The organism is Ornithinimicrobium sp. F0845, from assembly GCF_023015765.1.
Lineage (GTDB): Bacteria > Actinomycetota > Actinomycetes > Actinomycetales > Dermatophilaceae > Ornithinicoccus.
In genome coordinates this window covers 93,850-107,716 of the sequence record NZ_JALKAL010000010.1, presented here as the reverse complement: position 1 = coordinate 107,716, position 13,867 = coordinate 93,850, and the positions used below count along the sequence as shown (strand labels likewise).

Below are 13,867 nucleotides of genomic sequence, written 5' to 3'. Positions count from 1 at the left end.
ACGGGCGCTCACCCTGCGCACTTGACAACGACCACACGCACTCCGACCCGCGGTGCAATAGTCGCGCCACCAGACGATTGGGGGCACAGTAGTGAGCGTGGTGTCGACCTCGCACGCAGGTCCGTTGACACGGGCGGACCTTGACGCGCTGCGCCCCCTGGAGGGGTCGGAGCGCTATGAACTGTTGGACGGGTCGATCATCGTGACGCCCGGACCTGGCCGGTGGCACCAAGCGGCTGTTGTCGAGCTGACCGTGCTGCTGCGCACGCACAGACCCGAGGGACTGGTGGTCAAGACCGCGCCCTTCGACGTCGCGCTGTCAGAGGACACCGTGCTCCAGCCCGACCTCCTCGTCACCCGCGCCAAGGACCTCACGGACAAGGAGCTGCCGACCGCGCCACTGCTCGCGGTGGAGGTCCTCTCGCCGAGCACCCGGCGCATCGACCTCCTGCTCAAGCGTGATCGCTTCGCCGCTGCGGGGGTCGCCTCCTAGTGGCTCATCGACCCCCTCGAGCCGTCGGTGCAGGTCCTGGAACTCGAGGACGGCGCCTACCGCGAGGTGCAGGTCCGGCGAGGCACCGAACGCGTCAAGGTGACTGCCCCGTTCCCGCTGGACTTCACCCCGGCCGACTTGCTCCTGGAATAGCAGGCGCACATCGTCGACCTGCGCATTGGGCAGACCGTCTATCGCGGCGATCTCCTCACCTGCTGGCACCGGATGGACTCCTGGACCTCCGGCCAACTCACCGGCGGGTCCGACGCGGACGGAGCCTGGCATAGAGGAGGGCCGCGGGCACCTGGATCGCAGCGGCCAGCAGCAGCGCGGTCTGCACTCCTGCCCTGTTGGCGACCAGACCCAGCGCGGGCCCGCCGGCGATCTGTCCGACGGCGTCGGCCTGGCCCATCATCGACAGGGTGGTCGCCCGAGAGCCGGGGTTGGTGATGCTCCGGTTGAGCCAGGCGTGGGCCACCGGCCAGCTCACGGACTGAGCCGCGTCGCGGGTCCACTTGCCGGCCAGGGCGGCCCCGAGGTTGCCGGACAGCGCGAACAGGGCCACCCCGGCCACCTCGACCAGGACGAGCGTCGCCATGACCCTGGTCGGGTGCTCGGCGTTCAGTGCGGCCGGTGCCAGGCGGTTGGCGAGCACGGAGGCCACCAGGCCGACCAGCGCGGCAGCGAGCGCGAACAGCGTGAACCACGTGGCGACGTCGTCACCGGTCCCCAGCTCGGGCAGGCCGATGTGGTTGATGATCCGGTCGACCCAGAGACGGTCCAGGACCTCGCTGGTCAGGCCGGCGAGCAACCCGACCAGGAGGAAGGTGCGGATGACGCGGTGGCGTGTTGCGGCATACAGGCCCTCTCTGGTGGTTGCCCACAGGTGCCCCCAGGTGTCCCGGTCCCCGCGCGGGGTCGGGGCGAAGTTGTCCTCACGCATCAGGACGGCCATGACCGCACCGAGCAGGACGAAGCCGACACCACCGGCGACGATCGGCCAGGCCAGGGCGGCCTGGCCGAGGAAGCCCGCGGCGAGGATGCCCGCGATCGTCATCCCGAGGCTGACCTGGTGACCACGGGTGAACACGGGCTGGACGGCGTCCTGGCCGACCTCGTCGGTGACCCACGCCTCGGCGGCACCGGAGACGAAGGTGTAGCCCAGGCCCCAGACGACCTGTGCGGCCAGGATGACCCAGAACTCGGGAACGGCCATCAGGCACACGCCCGCACCGATCGTGACCAGGCCGATGATGACCGACACCTTGCGTGAGTGGAGGTCGGCGACCACGCCCGTCGGGATCTCACCGAGGAAGCAGGTCGTCTCCAGGACGGTGCCGATGACGATGAGCTGGAAGGGGGTCAGCCCGACGACGTCGACCTGGTAGACGAGCGAGAGGGTGAAGGCCACGGCCCAGAGGAAGGCCCACCCGCCCTTGAGGACGAGGTAGGTCCGGGCGGGGTGTGAGAGACGTCCGGGTGGCAGCACGTGGAGTCCTTTGTGCAGGGCGGCCGTCGGCCGCGGTCATCGGCGAAGGGCTTCGCGACGCGACGGCTCGACACCTCTGTGGTGTGCCGTCGTCATGACCGGTGCCCACGTGGCCGCCCGCGCGAGAGCGACCACACGATCGGGGAGCACCGACCTGCTCAGAACGTGATGTGCATGGCGTGGAGGATACGGGCCAACCCGGTGCTCGACAACCGGTTTGCGGGAGGTGCCGTGCCGACTCCGCGACCACCTGGCCAGGTCAGAGACGCTCGGCGACGCGCCGGGCGGCGACCGAGAGCACCTCCCAGGACGTGGCGAACGGCGGCGCGTAGGCCAGGTCCATCCACGCCAGGTCGTCGACCGTCCCGCCCGACCAGAGCACCGCGGCAGCAGCGTCGACGCGCTTGCCCGCCCCGTGCCCGCCGACGATCTGGACCCCGAGCAACCGGCGGGTGCCGCGCTCGGCGACGACCCGGATCGCGATCGGCTCGGCCTCCGGCATGTAGCCCGAGGCTGTGGTCCCCTCGAGGGTCGAGGCGAGGACGTCCAGCCCGGCCTCGACCGCGACCTCCTCGGTGAGACCGGTCATCGCGATCTCGAGGTACTCCTCGCCCCCGACGAATCGGGTGATCGACGTGCCGAGGGCGCCGTCAAATGTGAGCTGGCTGGCGGGGTCCCCGAGGTTGTCCCCGAGCGCGCGACCCAGCTTGTTGGCGTGCGTGCCCAGCGGCAGGAAGCGCGGCTCGCCCAACAGCCGGTGCCGCACCTCGCAGCAGTCACCGGCGGCCCATACGCTGCGGTCTGCGTCTGCCCGACCCCGGGCGTCGGGCAAGAGCCCGCGGTGCTGGCCGAGGGGCAGTTGGTCGGCCACCATCTCGGTGCGGGGCGACAGGCCGAGTGCGAGCACGACCAGGTCGGCCGGAACTCGCTGGCCGTCCGCGGTCCGTGCTCCGGCGACGCGACCGGCCTCGACGTCCAGCCCGATCACCTCAGCGTCCTCGCGGACGTCAACCCCTGCCCTGCGCATCGCGTCCACGACCCGCCGGCCCATCTCGGGGTCGAGGCTGTGCATGAACCTGCCGCGCGTCAGGAGGGTGCACCGGTGCCCGCGCGCCAGCGCCGCCTCGACCATCTCCAGGCCGATGTAGCCGCCGCCGGCGACGAGCACGTCGCCCCGGGTCTTGAGCCGCTCCACCCACTCCCTGCCCTCGTCGAGCGTCGTCACGGCACCCGACCCGACTATCGGGGCGGAGTCCTCGCCCCGGGCCCAGTCCGGCACGACCGGTGCGGCGCCGGTGGCGATGACGACGTCGTCGTAGCCGAACTCCTCGACACCGGCGGGACCCTCTGCCGTCACGGTCCGAGCCTCCAGGTCGACCGCGGTGACCCGGGTGCCCATCCGCAGCTCGATGCCGGCCGCGCGATGCTCCTCGACGGTCCGGGCGACCAGGTCCTCCGGGGAGTCGACGTGGCCAGCCACCCAGTAGGGCAGGCCGCACGCGCTGTAGGAGGTGTGCGACGTCGCCTCGAAGGCGAGGACCGAGATCTCCCGACCGACCCGGCGCGCGGCCCGCAGCGCCTGGTGCGCCGCGGACATCCCGGCGGCGTCGGCGCCGATCACCACGATCCGGTGCGTCATGGGGTCGACCCTCCCACAGCGGTCCACACCGGGCACCGCGTGGTGGGCACCGCCCCACCGGAGTGTGGTGCCTGAGAGACTGGCTCCATGACTCCCGCACCGAAGGGCGATGCTGAGAAGACCGCGGCCCGGCGGGCCGCGAACAATGCCCGGCTCGCCAGGATGCCACTCGCGTCGGTGTACCCCCACTACGTGACCAAGGTCGAGCGGAAGGGCCGGACCCGCGGCGAGCTGGACGAGGTCATCGGCTGGCTCACCGGCCTGGACGAGACCGAGCTCCGAGGGCACCTTGACGCGGAGACCTCGTTGGAGGACCTCTTCGACCACGTGACCATGAACCCCAACGCCTCCCTGATCTCGGGGGTCGTGTGCGGGATCCGGGTCGAGGACATCCAGGACCCGCTGCTGCAGAAGATCCGGTATCTCGACAAGCTGGTCGACGAGCTGGCCAAGGGCAAGGCGATGGGCAAAATCCTGCGCGCATAGGTCCGCGGCACGCGCGGCCGACCGGTCAGCTAGGTCAGGCCGGCGCGCGGCCGGTGCGGCGCTCGAAGGACTCGGCCAGCTGCGCGAACTCCTCCCCGGCGAGCACGCCGGAGGCGAGCACCCGCTCGACCAGCTCCAGGTCACCGGTGAGCGCCCGGAACATCTGCGGCACGGTCAGCCCATGCGCCGGGACGTCGTGGACGGTCAGCGCGTCGTCGGCGCGGATCGCCCCCGGTGCGGCCACCGCGCAGTATGCACCCGTCAGCCCGCGGTGGGAGAACCGCTTGATCCACTGCCGCTCCCCCAGGTGCCCGGCGAAGGTGCGGCACGGGATCCTCGGTCCAGCCACCCGCAGCACCACGCCGGGTGCCTCAGGGCCGCCGACCGCGATCAGCGAGCCCACGACGAGGTCATCGACGGCGAGACCGGTGGTGGTGAGGTTCTCGCCGAAGATTCCCGAGCGCAGCGGCCGGTCCAGCTCGGTCTCCCACCAGTCGAGTTCCTCGCGGGCGAACAGGTAGACCGCCTTGTTGTCCCCACCGTGGAAGCGCTGGTCACCGACGTGGTCCCCCACCACCCCACTGCCCAGGCCGCCGACCTTCGGGCCGGGCGCGCGCACGCTCAGCGAGCTCACGGCATACTTGTCGATCCCGGTGGTGCCGGTGGGGGCGCTCGTGTGGTCGGTGGGCACCGCCTTCCCGACGTTCACGGACAGGACGCGGGCGGGGTGAGGCATGCGCCTACGGTACGGGGCCGGGTCGGCGGATCAGGAGGGGAGTATGCCGTAGGCGTGCGTGGCCGTCACCGTCAGCACCAGGCGCTGCTCGGCCACCATCGCCGCGCGGTACTCCTCCCAGTCCGGGTGCTCCCCCGCCTGGGTGCGGTAGAGGTCGACGAGGGCGTCGCCGGCGGCGTCGTGCGGGTCGGTGGTGATCTCGCCGAGGGTGGCGTCGCCGTCGACCACGACGTACTCCCAGCGACCGCCCGCCACCAGGAACGTCGCCCGCGGGTCGCGCCGCAGGTTCGTGAACTTGGCCCGGGTGCCCGTGATCGAGACGCGGAAGGTGTCGGTGGCGGGGTCGAAGTGGTAGCCGACCTGGGACAGCTGCGGGCGTCCGTCCCGCTTGATGGTGGCCAGGCTCGCCAGGCCGTGGGCGGACAGGAACTCGCGGTGCGCGTCGGTGAGAGCCATGGCCCCAAGGTAGCCAAAGTCGGTGTCACTCCGGCCGCCTGCTGGGATAGCGTCGCCTCCGTGACTGAGACCACGAGCCGTCCCCAGACCGACATCGACCGCATCGCCGAGGCGCACCTGCAGGCGACGGTCGACCTGAGCCCGATGACCGCCACCTACCTGGGCGTGCCCGGGCGTGAGGACGAGCTCGACGACCTCTCGGTGGAGGGATACCGGGCCTACCTCGCGCTGGATCAGCAGACCCTGGCCGAGCTGGACGGGGCGACCCCGGCCGACGATGTCGACAAGGTCACCGTGGCGGCGATGCGCGAGCGGCTGTCGCTGGAGATCGAGGGGCTGCAGCGCACCCTGGACGGCCGGGACCCGGTGGAGCTCAACGTGATCGCCTGCCCGGTGCAGTCGGTCCGCGACATCTTCGACATCATGACCAAGGAGAGCGCGGAGGACTGGGGCACCATCACCCGTCGCCTCAGGGCGGTGGGTCCGGCGCTGCAGCAGTATGCCGGTGCGCTGGCCTACTCGGCCGAGCGCGGGTCGGTCTCCCCTCGCCGGCAGGTGGAGAAGGTCGCCGAGCAGTGCGCCGACCAGGCGGGCGACGCCTCCACCTACTGGGCGCTGCTGACCGAGGCGCAGGAGCAGCCCGAGGAGGTGCGCCGTGACCTGGCGGCCGCCGTCGAGGAGGCCAAGGCGGCCTTCGGCACCCTCGGTCGCTACCTGACCGAGGAGATCCTGCCGCAGGCGCCGGAGTCCGACGCTTCGGGGGTCGAGCGGTATCGCCTGGCCTCGCGACAGTTCCTGGGGGCGGAGATCGACCTGGCGGAGACCTATGCCTGGGGCCTGGAGGAGGTCGCGCGGATCGATGCCCTGATGCTGGAGACCGCGCAGGCCATCCGGGCCGGATCCACGGTGAAGGAGGCCATCGAGGTCCTGGACGCCGACCCCGCCTATCAGCTCAACGGCACCGACGCGCTGCGCGAGTGGATGCAGGAGAAGGCCGACGAGGTGGTCCGCGACCTGGCCGACAGCCACTTCGACATCCCCGAGCCGGTGCGCCGCATCGAGTGCATGATCGCGCCGAGCCAGACCGGCGGCGTCTACTACACCGGGCCGAGCGAGGACTTCTCCCGCCCCGGTCGCATGTGGTGGTCGGTCCCCAAGGGCGTCACTGAGTTCACCACCTGGCGCGAGCTGACGACCGTCTATCACGAGGGCGTCCCGGGCCACCACCTGCAGATCGGGCAGACGGTCTATCGCGGCGAACTGCTCAACCGGTGGCGCCGGATGGCCTCCTGGACCTCCGGTCACGGCGAGGGCTGGGCGCTGTATGCCGAGTGGCTGATGGCCGACCTGGGCTACATGGACGACCCGGGCAACCGGATGGGGCTGCTGGACGGCCAGGCGCTGCGCGCCACCCGGGTGGTGCTCGACATCGGCATCCACTGCGGCTTCGAGGCGCCGTTGGAGGTCGGGGGCGGCGACTGGACCTACGACAAGGCGTGGGAGTTCCTCAACAACCACACCAACATGGAGGAGGGGTTCGCGCGGTTCGAGCTGGACCGCTATCTCGGCTGGCCGGGCCAGGCGCCGGCCTACAAGATCGGCGAGCGCCTGTGGCTGCAGCTGCGCGACCAGGTGCGCGAGGCCGAGGGCGAGGCCTTCGACCTCAAGGCCTTCCACCGGCGCGCGCTCGACATCGGGGGCGTCGGCCTGGACACGCTCCGCCAGGCGGTGCTCGGCGAGCTCTGAGCGGGCACCGAGGAGCCGTGCGACCAGATGTGCGCCAGGCGAGTGCCATGACGTCGCAGCGCGCCCATCCGGTCGCATGGCTCCGGCTAGCGGTCAGTCCGGCTCAGCCCAGCCAGTGGTTGAGCAGGAATCCCAGCGGCACCAGCACGACCGACGAGGCGCCGATCCCGGCGACGATCAGCGCGCCCTTGGCCTCAGCACCCCAGGCCGGCTTGTCCCAGCCGGCGCGCTGGAGCACGGCCGCCAGGGGACGATCCAGATCCTCGGTGCTGAAGGTGTACTCCACCGCCCTGGTCAGGCCGTCCCGGTCGGTGCCGAGCTCGATGCGCTTCTCGTAGCGCCACACGCGCCCACCCGAGGTCTGTGACCGCACCGAACCGAGCACCGGCACGCCTGCCTGCCAGTCCAGAGAGTGCCAGTGGTCCGTACGGGTGACCTTGCCGGGGCCGGCAAGCACCAGCCGGGTCTCGAAGGCCCGGCGGGTCCCGTTGCGCTGGGCGAGGACCCACCAGGACCTGTCGCCCAGGTCCCACGTCACCCGGATCAGCCGGTCGTTGTGCTCGACGACGTAGGGCGTGCCCTGCAGCTCGTGGGCCAGCGCGCCGGCCAGCACGGGAACCGGCCAGGGCCTGCCGAGGGTGTCGGCACCCGGTTTCGGCTCAGCACGCACCAGGTCGGCGGCGACCTTGCGCCCGGTCTCGCGCCTGGCTCGCGGGGCATACGCCAAGGGAGCGACGCCCACGACGAGGACCAGCACGCCGACCACGATCAGCACCCAGCGCACGAAGGTGTCGTCGACGAGCAACGCCCCCACCAGGACCCCGAGACCGCCCAGGGTGAAGATCACCCCGATGACGATCATGGCGATCCACGTCTGGTGCGCCTTGATCTGCCAGCTCCACACGATGTCCGCTCCTCCGCTCGATCCCCGGGCACGCCGTTCCCCGCCGGTGCCGGTCGATGACACTACCCCGCGCACGCCACCGTGAGAGAGCGGCTGGCCACGGCGCCCTGCGGCCATAACCGGTTGACGCCATCCCTCGCGCAGCGGACCCTCGACGCATGGCCCTCCGACTCGACCGGCACACGGCGTACAGCGACCCCGGCCCGTGGGCCGACCTCCTGACGGCGGTCGAGCCAGACCCGGCGGTGCTGTCCGCGGTGGCCCGCAACGTCATCGTGCACTACCGCGACGACGCGGTGGCCACCCCTCCACACACCCGTGACGACATCCACGCCCGATGGCTCGTCCGGTCCCTCGAGCGGGACCAGCAGCGCCACGGCTCCGCCGCCCTGGACGTGGCACGCGCACCCGAGGAGCGGGTCCAGGGCTGCTGCCGGGACCACACCCTGTTCGCCTGCGCGGTCCTGCGCCAGCACGGCATCGCGGCGCGGGGCCGCCTGGGCTTCGCCGGCTACCTCAACCCCGGTTTCCACCACGACCACGTCGTCGTCGAGGCGCGGCTCGATGGTCCCGACGGCCGGTGGGTGCGTTTCGACCCCGAGCTCAGCGGCCCGCAGGGCGGGCTGGACACGCCGATGGACATGCCGACGGGGCCAGACTCGCCATTCCCGACCGCTGCCGAGGTGTGGCGTTCCTGGCGTGCGGGGCAGATCGACCCCCAGCAGTACGGCGTCGCACCCGGTCATCCTGAGGGTGGGCCCACGATGATCCAGCAGTATGTGCTGCGCGACCTCGCCCACCGCTTCGGGGAGGAGCTGCTCCTGTGGGATGCGTGGGGAGCGATGGCACCCCCTGGACGGGACGTCCCCGAGGACCTGGTGACCCTCACCGACCGGGTCGCTGCCCAGGTGGTGGCGGCGGACGCGGGGAACTCGGTGGCGGAGGAGGCACTGCGGTGCTGGTTCCTGTCCGACCCCCGGCTGCACCCCGGCGACCGCGTGCACAGGTTCGACCCGGACGGCGGCCCGCCCGTGGAGGAGTCACTGGCCCGGGCGGATCACTCCTGAGGGACCTCCTCCTCGAAGGTCATCCCCGCGTCGCGCGCCATCGTCATCGTCGTGTTCTCGCCGTCCAGCTCCTCCCGGATGATGTCCGCGTGCCCGCTGTGGTGGGCCGTCTCGCGGAACATGTGCAGCAGGATCCGCCGCACGCTCTGGTGGCCGGGCTGGGGGTCCCAGGGGGCACGGGGCAGCGGGATCATCGCGTCCAGGTCGGGCACCTCCCGGATGAAGCTGTTGGTCCGCTCGGCCTGCGCCGCGAACTCCTCCAACCACTGCGCGAAGGTCTCATCGGCGGTCAGCTCGTAGGCGTGGGCGACGGCCTCCATGTCGAACTCCGCGTCGGGGTCCGCCCGGGTGATGGTGTCGATCCAGCCGCGTTCGTTGAGCGTGACGTGCTTGAGCAGCCCGCCCAGCGTCAACTGGCTCGCCGTGCTGCGGGTGCGTGCCTGCTCCTCGGTCAACCCGTTCATCGCGATCAGGAGATTGTGTCGCTGGTCGTCATAGATCTCGATGAGCGTCTCTCGCTCGGTCGAACCTGTCGTCGTGGCGGGCCACGCCGCGGCCGTTGACCGTCATCGCCGACGGTTACCGTAGGTCCCGTGCCGACCCGACTCGTCCTCGCCTCCGCCTCCCCGGCCCGACTGTCCACCCTGCGATCGGCGGGCGTCGAGCCGGTCGTCGTCATCTCCACGGTCGACGAGACCGCGGTCCAGGCCGCGGCGGAGACGGCGGCCGACGGTGCCCTGGAGCCGTCCGACATCGCGCTGCTCCTCGCCCGGGCGAAGTGCGAGGACGTCGCCGCCGGCGACCTCGACACCGACCTGGTGCTCGGGTGCGATTCGGTCCTGGAGCTGGACGGTGAGGTCCACGGCAAGCCCGCCGACCCGGCCGAGGCGGTCAGCCGCTGGCGCAGGATGCGGGGGCGCTCCGGCATACTGCACACCGGCCACTGGCTCATCGACCTGCGCGAGGCCGACGAGGGCGGGACCGGCGGCACGGTCGGCGCCACGTCCTCCACACTCGTGCACTTCGCCGACCTGAGCGATGCCGAGATCGAGGACTATGTCGCCACCGGGGAGCCGCTGCGGGTGGCCGGGGCGTTCACCGTCGACGGCCTCGGCGGGCCCTACGTGACCGGGATCGAGGGCGACTTCCACACGGTCGTCGGTCTGTCCCTGCCCGTCCTGCGGACGCTGCTCGGCGACCTCGGGATCCCCTGGCACACCCTGCGATCGGCAGTATGACGACCGGCCGGCCCAGCGGACCGCCCCGGGGAGCACACCCGCGGGTCCTGCTGGCCTCGGCCGCCGAGGTCCTCGGCGAGGACACCGTGGCCGACTGGTGCGTGCGGCTCGTGCTGGGGCAGGAACGCGCCGACGACCCGGACCTGGCGTGGCTGGGCGGCACGGAGGACTGGGCGGCCTACTGGCGGCGCGTGTGGGGAGCGCGAGGACTGCTCTACGTCTGGGACGACAGCGCGCTCGCGGCGGTCTCCGTGGCGCTGCGTGACGAGCACTGGCGGGTGCGTGAGATGGGCCTGAAGGTGGTCCGTGCCCACGGGCTCTCCGAGCTCACCGGTGAGGTGGCCGACCTGCGGAAGGACGACAACGCGCGGGTGCGTGCGGCTGCCGAGCGCGCCCTGCGCTCGACGTAGGTAGCGTGGCGCCATGGACGGTGACCTGCCCGACAACGACCACCGCACCCCTCCCGATGTCGACGAGCTGACCGTGGAGGCGCTGGGCAAGCTGAGTGAGGCGCTGGAGAAGGTCGAGATCGCCCGGGGCGACCTGTACCGGTTCCACCAGATGACCGGGTCGGCGGACTTCGCCCTGGGCGACGCCGTAGGACTGCTCCGCCGGGCAGGGCACGACCGGCTGGCGGACCGCATCGACACCGAGCTCGTGGGCCGCAACGTGCTCCCCGGCCGGTGGACCTTCCAGATCGTGGAGGACTACGACGACACCTACTGGTCGGTGTTCCGAGCCCTGGAGAAGGAGGCTCGCGAGACCCTGGTCGGCGGCACCCGACACCTGCACGAGGCGCGGCTCAAGCAGGAGCGGCGCTCGGCCGGCCTCCCCGGGCACGAGGCGACGCCCGCAGAGACAGCCGCAAGACCGTCACAGAACTCTCAGCAGACTCCCTGAATCCTCCCAGTCCCAAGTGCCTTGATGGCAGTGGTGCACACTCACGCGCACCACGAAGGCAGGGAAGACATCATGGATCGAAGGAGCACCACCACCGCCATCATCGCGACCAGCGCACTCGTCGCGCTGCTGTCAGGCTGTTCGGGAGACAACGACCAGCCCACGCCGACCAGCACCGGCTCCGTGGTGCCGCCGGACGACTCGCAGGCCACCGCCCCCAGCACCCCGGGTGAGACCGCCTCGGGTGACGCTGCCTCGGGGAGCACGAGCGCGCTGCCAACCGTGCCGACGGACTACGCCGACCACTTCGTCCGAGCCTGGGGATCAGACGACCAGACCACCATGGCACGCCTGGCGACCGACGAGGTCGTCCAGAGCCTTGACGACCGGGGCGGCCCCCACTGGGACCAGACCAGCGCAGAAGGAGCCGCCGGGTCCACCATCGTGACCTACACCAACACGGAGACCGGCGACACGCTCGCCCTGCGCCTCGAGAACGAGTTGGTCGGTCAGGGGGCCGGGCAGGCCGTCGTCGAGGCGCAGTACACCACCGCCGATGACAGCCAGGACGCGCTGCCGACCGCGCCGGAGGACTATGCCGACACCCTGGTCGTGGCCTGGGGTGAGGGTGACCGGGCCGCCATGCAGCGTCTGGCCACCGACGAGGTCGTGCACACCCTGGGCGACCGTGGCAGCCCGCACTGGGAGCGGATCAGCACCGAGGGAGCCGCCGGCTCCACGATTGTGACCTACACCGAGACGCAGACCGGCGAGGTCCTGACCCTGCGCGTGGACAACGCCCAGGCCGACCATTGCGCCGAGCACTCGGTCGTCGAGGCACGCTTCGAGGACGACTGACCCGCGTCACCGACCAGGTCTGACGATCGGCTCCGCGACCGCGACTCGGCCTGGCCCGTGGTCACCGGCACCGGCCAGTGGCCAGCAGGGGCCTAGTGTCCGCCGCCCAGCTGTCCGGTCAGCAGGTCGTGACGGGCGGCCGAGGACCAGTTGAGCCCGGTGATCTCGACCTCCTTCCCGAGGCGCTCGTACTTGGTCCGCACGGCGTCCAGTGCCGCCACCGTCGAGGCATCCCAGATGTGGCTGTCCGACAGGTCGATGACGATCCGGGGCGGGTCGCCGGCATAGTCGAACTGGTAGACCAGATCGTTGCTGGTGGCAAAGAACAGCTCGCCCGACACCTTGTAGGTGCGCACGTCAGACTCTCGGACGTCGTCGTCACCGCCGTCACCGTTGACGCTCTCGGTGACGGGCGCGACCGAGGCGAAGTGCGCCACCCGCCGTGCGAAGAGGATGATCGCGGCGTTCACCCCGACGATGACGCCGTAGGCCAGGTTGTCGGTCAGGACCGTCACCAGGACCGTGAGGAGCATCACCAGGTTCTCACTGTGCGGCATGCGCCGCAGGGTCGCCGGGTGGATGCTGTGCCAGTCGAAGGTGGCGGCGGAGACCATGACCATCACCGCGACCAGGGCCGCCATCGGGATCATCCCGACCACCGGTCCCGCGCCGACCACGAGGGCGAGCAGGAAGACGCCGGCCAGGAAGGTCGAGATGCGGGTGCGCGCTCCGGACACCTTCACGTTGATCATGGTCTGGCCGATCATCGCGCAGCCACCCATGCCGCCGAACAGTCCGGAGGCCACGTTGGCGACGCCCTGCCCCCAGCTCTCGCGGGTCTTGTTTGAGTGTGTGTCGGTGATGCCGTCGACGAGCTTGGCGGTCATCAGCGACTCCAACAGCCCGACCAGGGCCATCGCCAGGGCGACGGGCCCGATAATCTGCAGGGTCTCCAGGGTCAGCGGCACGATCGGCACCAGCAGCTCGGGCAGCGACGTCGGCAGCTCGCCCTGGTCGGACACGTCCGGCAGCTCCCAGCCTGCTGCCCACACCAGGGCGGTGATCACGACGATCGCGACGAGCGGAGCCGGCACCACCGTGGTCAGGCGGGGCAGCGCCACCAGGATGAGCAGGCCGAGCGCGACCATCGGGTAGACCAGCCAGGGCACGCCGACCAGATGGGGGAGCTGAGCCATGAAGATGAGGATGGCCAGAGCGTTGACGAAGCCGACCATGACCATGCGCGGGATGAACCGCATCAGCTTGGCCACGCCGAGCACCGCGAGCAGGATCTGCAGGATCCCCGCGAGGATGACCGTGGCGAGGAAGTAGTCGAGCCCGTACTCCCGGGCGACGGGTGCGATGACGAGCGCCACCGCGCCGGTGGCGGCGGAGATCATCGCCGGACGCCCACCGACGACGGCGATCGTGACGGCCATGACGAAGCTGGAGAACAGCCCCACGCGGGGGTCAACGCCGGCGATGATCGAGAAGGAGATCGCCTCCGGGATCAGGGCGAGCGCCACGACCAGGCCGGCAAGGACCTCGGTGCGCAGCCGCCGCGGGTTGCGGAGCGCGGCGCGGGTGGAGGTGTCTCGCTCTCCTGCCTCGGGGACGACAGCGGTCGGACGGTCAGCGGGCACGGTGGTGGTCGGCTCGGCCATCTGGCTCCTTGCAGGCAGGGATGCGGCAACGTGGGACCCGCGGGCTCACGGCGACGTTGTCCGCAGGTGTCGTTGCGCAGCACCGGAGGCCACACAGGCACACGAAAGCGACGGCGGTGCGCCGTCGCTGCGCACGACTCTATCGCAGCCCCGGCTCGACCTCCCCTCAGGCTCAGGCCCTGCTATCGACC

Annotated in this window: 16 protein-coding genes; 9 read left to right on the top strand and 7 right to left on the bottom strand. The window is 71.1% G+C overall.

The window, feature by feature from the left end; genetic code table 11:
- Positions 1 to 124: 124 nt before the first annotated feature.
- Entirely contained in the window at positions 125 to 493 is a 369-nt protein-coding gene (locus MWU75_RS14605; protein WP_348647784.1) for a Uma2 family endonuclease, read from the top strand.
- Between the two features lie 27 nt (positions 494 to 520).
- The gene (locus MWU75_RS20350) at positions 521 to 646 is read left to right on the top strand and encodes a hypothetical protein (RefSeq protein ID WP_348647783.1); all 126 of its coding nucleotides are present in this window, start codon (positions 521 to 523) and stop codon (positions 644 to 646) included.
- 97 nt (positions 647 to 743) lie between these two features.
- Here MWU75_RS20350 and MWU75_RS14600 read toward each other — a convergent pair whose 3' ends face one another.
- Both MWU75_RS14600 and MWU75_RS14595 read right to left on the bottom strand, forming a co-directional pair.
- Positions 744 to 1,982, bottom strand: a complete 1,239-nt coding sequence (locus MWU75_RS14600) for an MFS transporter (RefSeq protein ID WP_247092094.1) — start codon at positions 1,980 to 1,982, stop codon at positions 744 to 746.
- 259 nt (positions 1,983 to 2,241) lie between these two features.
- On the bottom strand, positions 2,242 to 3,621 hold the full coding sequence (locus MWU75_RS14595) for an FAD-dependent oxidoreductase (protein ID WP_247092092.1): 1,380 nt from the start codon (positions 3,619 to 3,621) through the stop codon (positions 2,242 to 2,244).
- Between the two features lie 162 nt (positions 3,622 to 3,783).
- Between MWU75_RS14595 and MWU75_RS14590 the strand changes: the two genes are divergently transcribed.
- Positions 3,784 to 4,107 (top strand): DUF2200 domain-containing protein, encoded by a 324-nt coding sequence (locus MWU75_RS14590; protein ID WP_247092168.1) that lies wholly within the window; start codon positions 3,784 to 3,786, stop codon positions 4,105 to 4,107.
- A 34-nt stretch (positions 4,108 to 4,141) separates the two neighbouring features.
- Here MWU75_RS14590 and MWU75_RS14585 read toward each other — a convergent pair whose 3' ends face one another.
- Together MWU75_RS14585 and MWU75_RS14580 are read right to left on the bottom strand one after the other, a co-directional pair.
- On the bottom strand, positions 4,142 to 4,843 hold the full coding sequence (locus MWU75_RS14585) for an MOSC domain-containing protein (protein WP_247092089.1): 702 nt from the start codon (positions 4,841 to 4,843) through the stop codon (positions 4,142 to 4,144).
- A 30-nt stretch (positions 4,844 to 4,873) separates the two neighbouring features.
- The gene (locus MWU75_RS14580) at positions 4,874 to 5,299 is read right to left on the bottom strand and encodes a PPOX class F420-dependent oxidoreductase (RefSeq protein WP_247092087.1); all 426 of its coding nucleotides are present in this window, start codon (positions 5,297 to 5,299) and stop codon (positions 4,874 to 4,876) included.
- A 60-nt stretch (positions 5,300 to 5,359) separates the two neighbouring features.
- Here MWU75_RS14580 and MWU75_RS14575 point away from each other — a divergent pair, with 60 nt between their 5' ends.
- The gene (locus MWU75_RS14575) at positions 5,360 to 7,045 is read left to right on the top strand and encodes a DUF885 domain-containing protein (protein ID WP_247092085.1); all 1,686 of its coding nucleotides are present in this window, start codon (positions 5,360 to 5,362) and stop codon (positions 7,043 to 7,045) included.
- A gap of 103 nt (positions 7,046 to 7,148) precedes the next feature.
- Here the strand turns inward: MWU75_RS14575 and MWU75_RS14570 are convergent, their stop codons facing one another.
- Positions 7,149 to 7,949: a hypothetical protein gene (locus MWU75_RS14570; protein WP_247092083.1), complete on the bottom strand. Its 801-nt coding sequence runs from the start codon at positions 7,947 to 7,949 to the stop codon at positions 7,149 to 7,151.
- A gap of 158 nt (positions 7,950 to 8,107) precedes the next feature.
- On the opposite strand from MWU75_RS14570, the gene MWU75_RS14565 reads away from it, so the two are divergent.
- The gene (locus tag MWU75_RS14565) at positions 8,108 to 9,016 is read left to right on the top strand and encodes a transglutaminase-like domain-containing protein (RefSeq protein WP_247092081.1); all 909 of its coding nucleotides are present in this window, start codon (positions 8,108 to 8,110) and stop codon (positions 9,014 to 9,016) included.
- On the opposite strand, the gene MWU75_RS14560 is transcribed toward MWU75_RS14565, so the two are convergent.
- On the bottom strand, positions 9,007 to 9,516 hold the full coding sequence (locus tag MWU75_RS14560; protein ID WP_348647786.1) for a DinB family protein: 510 nt from the start codon (positions 9,514 to 9,516) through the stop codon (positions 9,007 to 9,009). The two genes, MWU75_RS14565 and MWU75_RS14560, sit on opposite strands and share 10 nt — an antisense overlap.
- Positions 9,517 to 9,609: 93 nt before the next feature.
- On the opposite strand from MWU75_RS14560, the gene MWU75_RS14555 reads away from it, so the two are divergent.
- The 4 genes from MWU75_RS14555 to MWU75_RS14540 all read left to right on the top strand — a co-directional run bounded on the left by MWU75_RS14555 (position 9,610) and on the right by MWU75_RS14540 (position 12,012).
- Positions 9,610 to 10,254 (top strand): Maf family protein, encoded by a 645-nt coding sequence (locus tag MWU75_RS14555; protein WP_247092077.1) that lies wholly within the window; start codon positions 9,610 to 9,612, stop codon positions 10,252 to 10,254.
- Complete coding sequence (locus tag MWU75_RS14550; protein WP_247092075.1) at positions 10,251 to 10,664, top strand: hypothetical protein; 414 nt, start codon at positions 10,251 to 10,253, stop codon at positions 10,662 to 10,664. Before MWU75_RS14555 ends, MWU75_RS14550 begins: the two co-directional genes overlap by 4 nt.
- A gap of 13 nt (positions 10,665 to 10,677) precedes the next feature.
- On the top strand, positions 10,678 to 11,154 hold the full coding sequence (locus tag MWU75_RS14545) for a hypothetical protein (RefSeq protein ID WP_247092073.1): 477 nt from the start codon (positions 10,678 to 10,680) through the stop codon (positions 11,152 to 11,154).
- Between the two features lie 72 nt (positions 11,155 to 11,226).
- Entirely contained in the window at positions 11,227 to 12,012 is a 786-nt protein-coding gene (locus tag MWU75_RS14540; RefSeq protein ID WP_247092070.1) for a hypothetical protein, read from the top strand.
- A gap of 92 nt (positions 12,013 to 12,104) precedes the next feature.
- Here MWU75_RS14540 and MWU75_RS14535 read toward each other — a convergent pair whose 3' ends face one another.
- On the bottom strand, positions 12,105 to 13,676 hold the full coding sequence (locus tag MWU75_RS14535) for a SulP family inorganic anion transporter (protein WP_247092069.1): 1,572 nt from the start codon (positions 13,674 to 13,676) through the stop codon (positions 12,105 to 12,107).
- Positions 13,677 to 13,867: the final 191 nt, after the last annotated feature.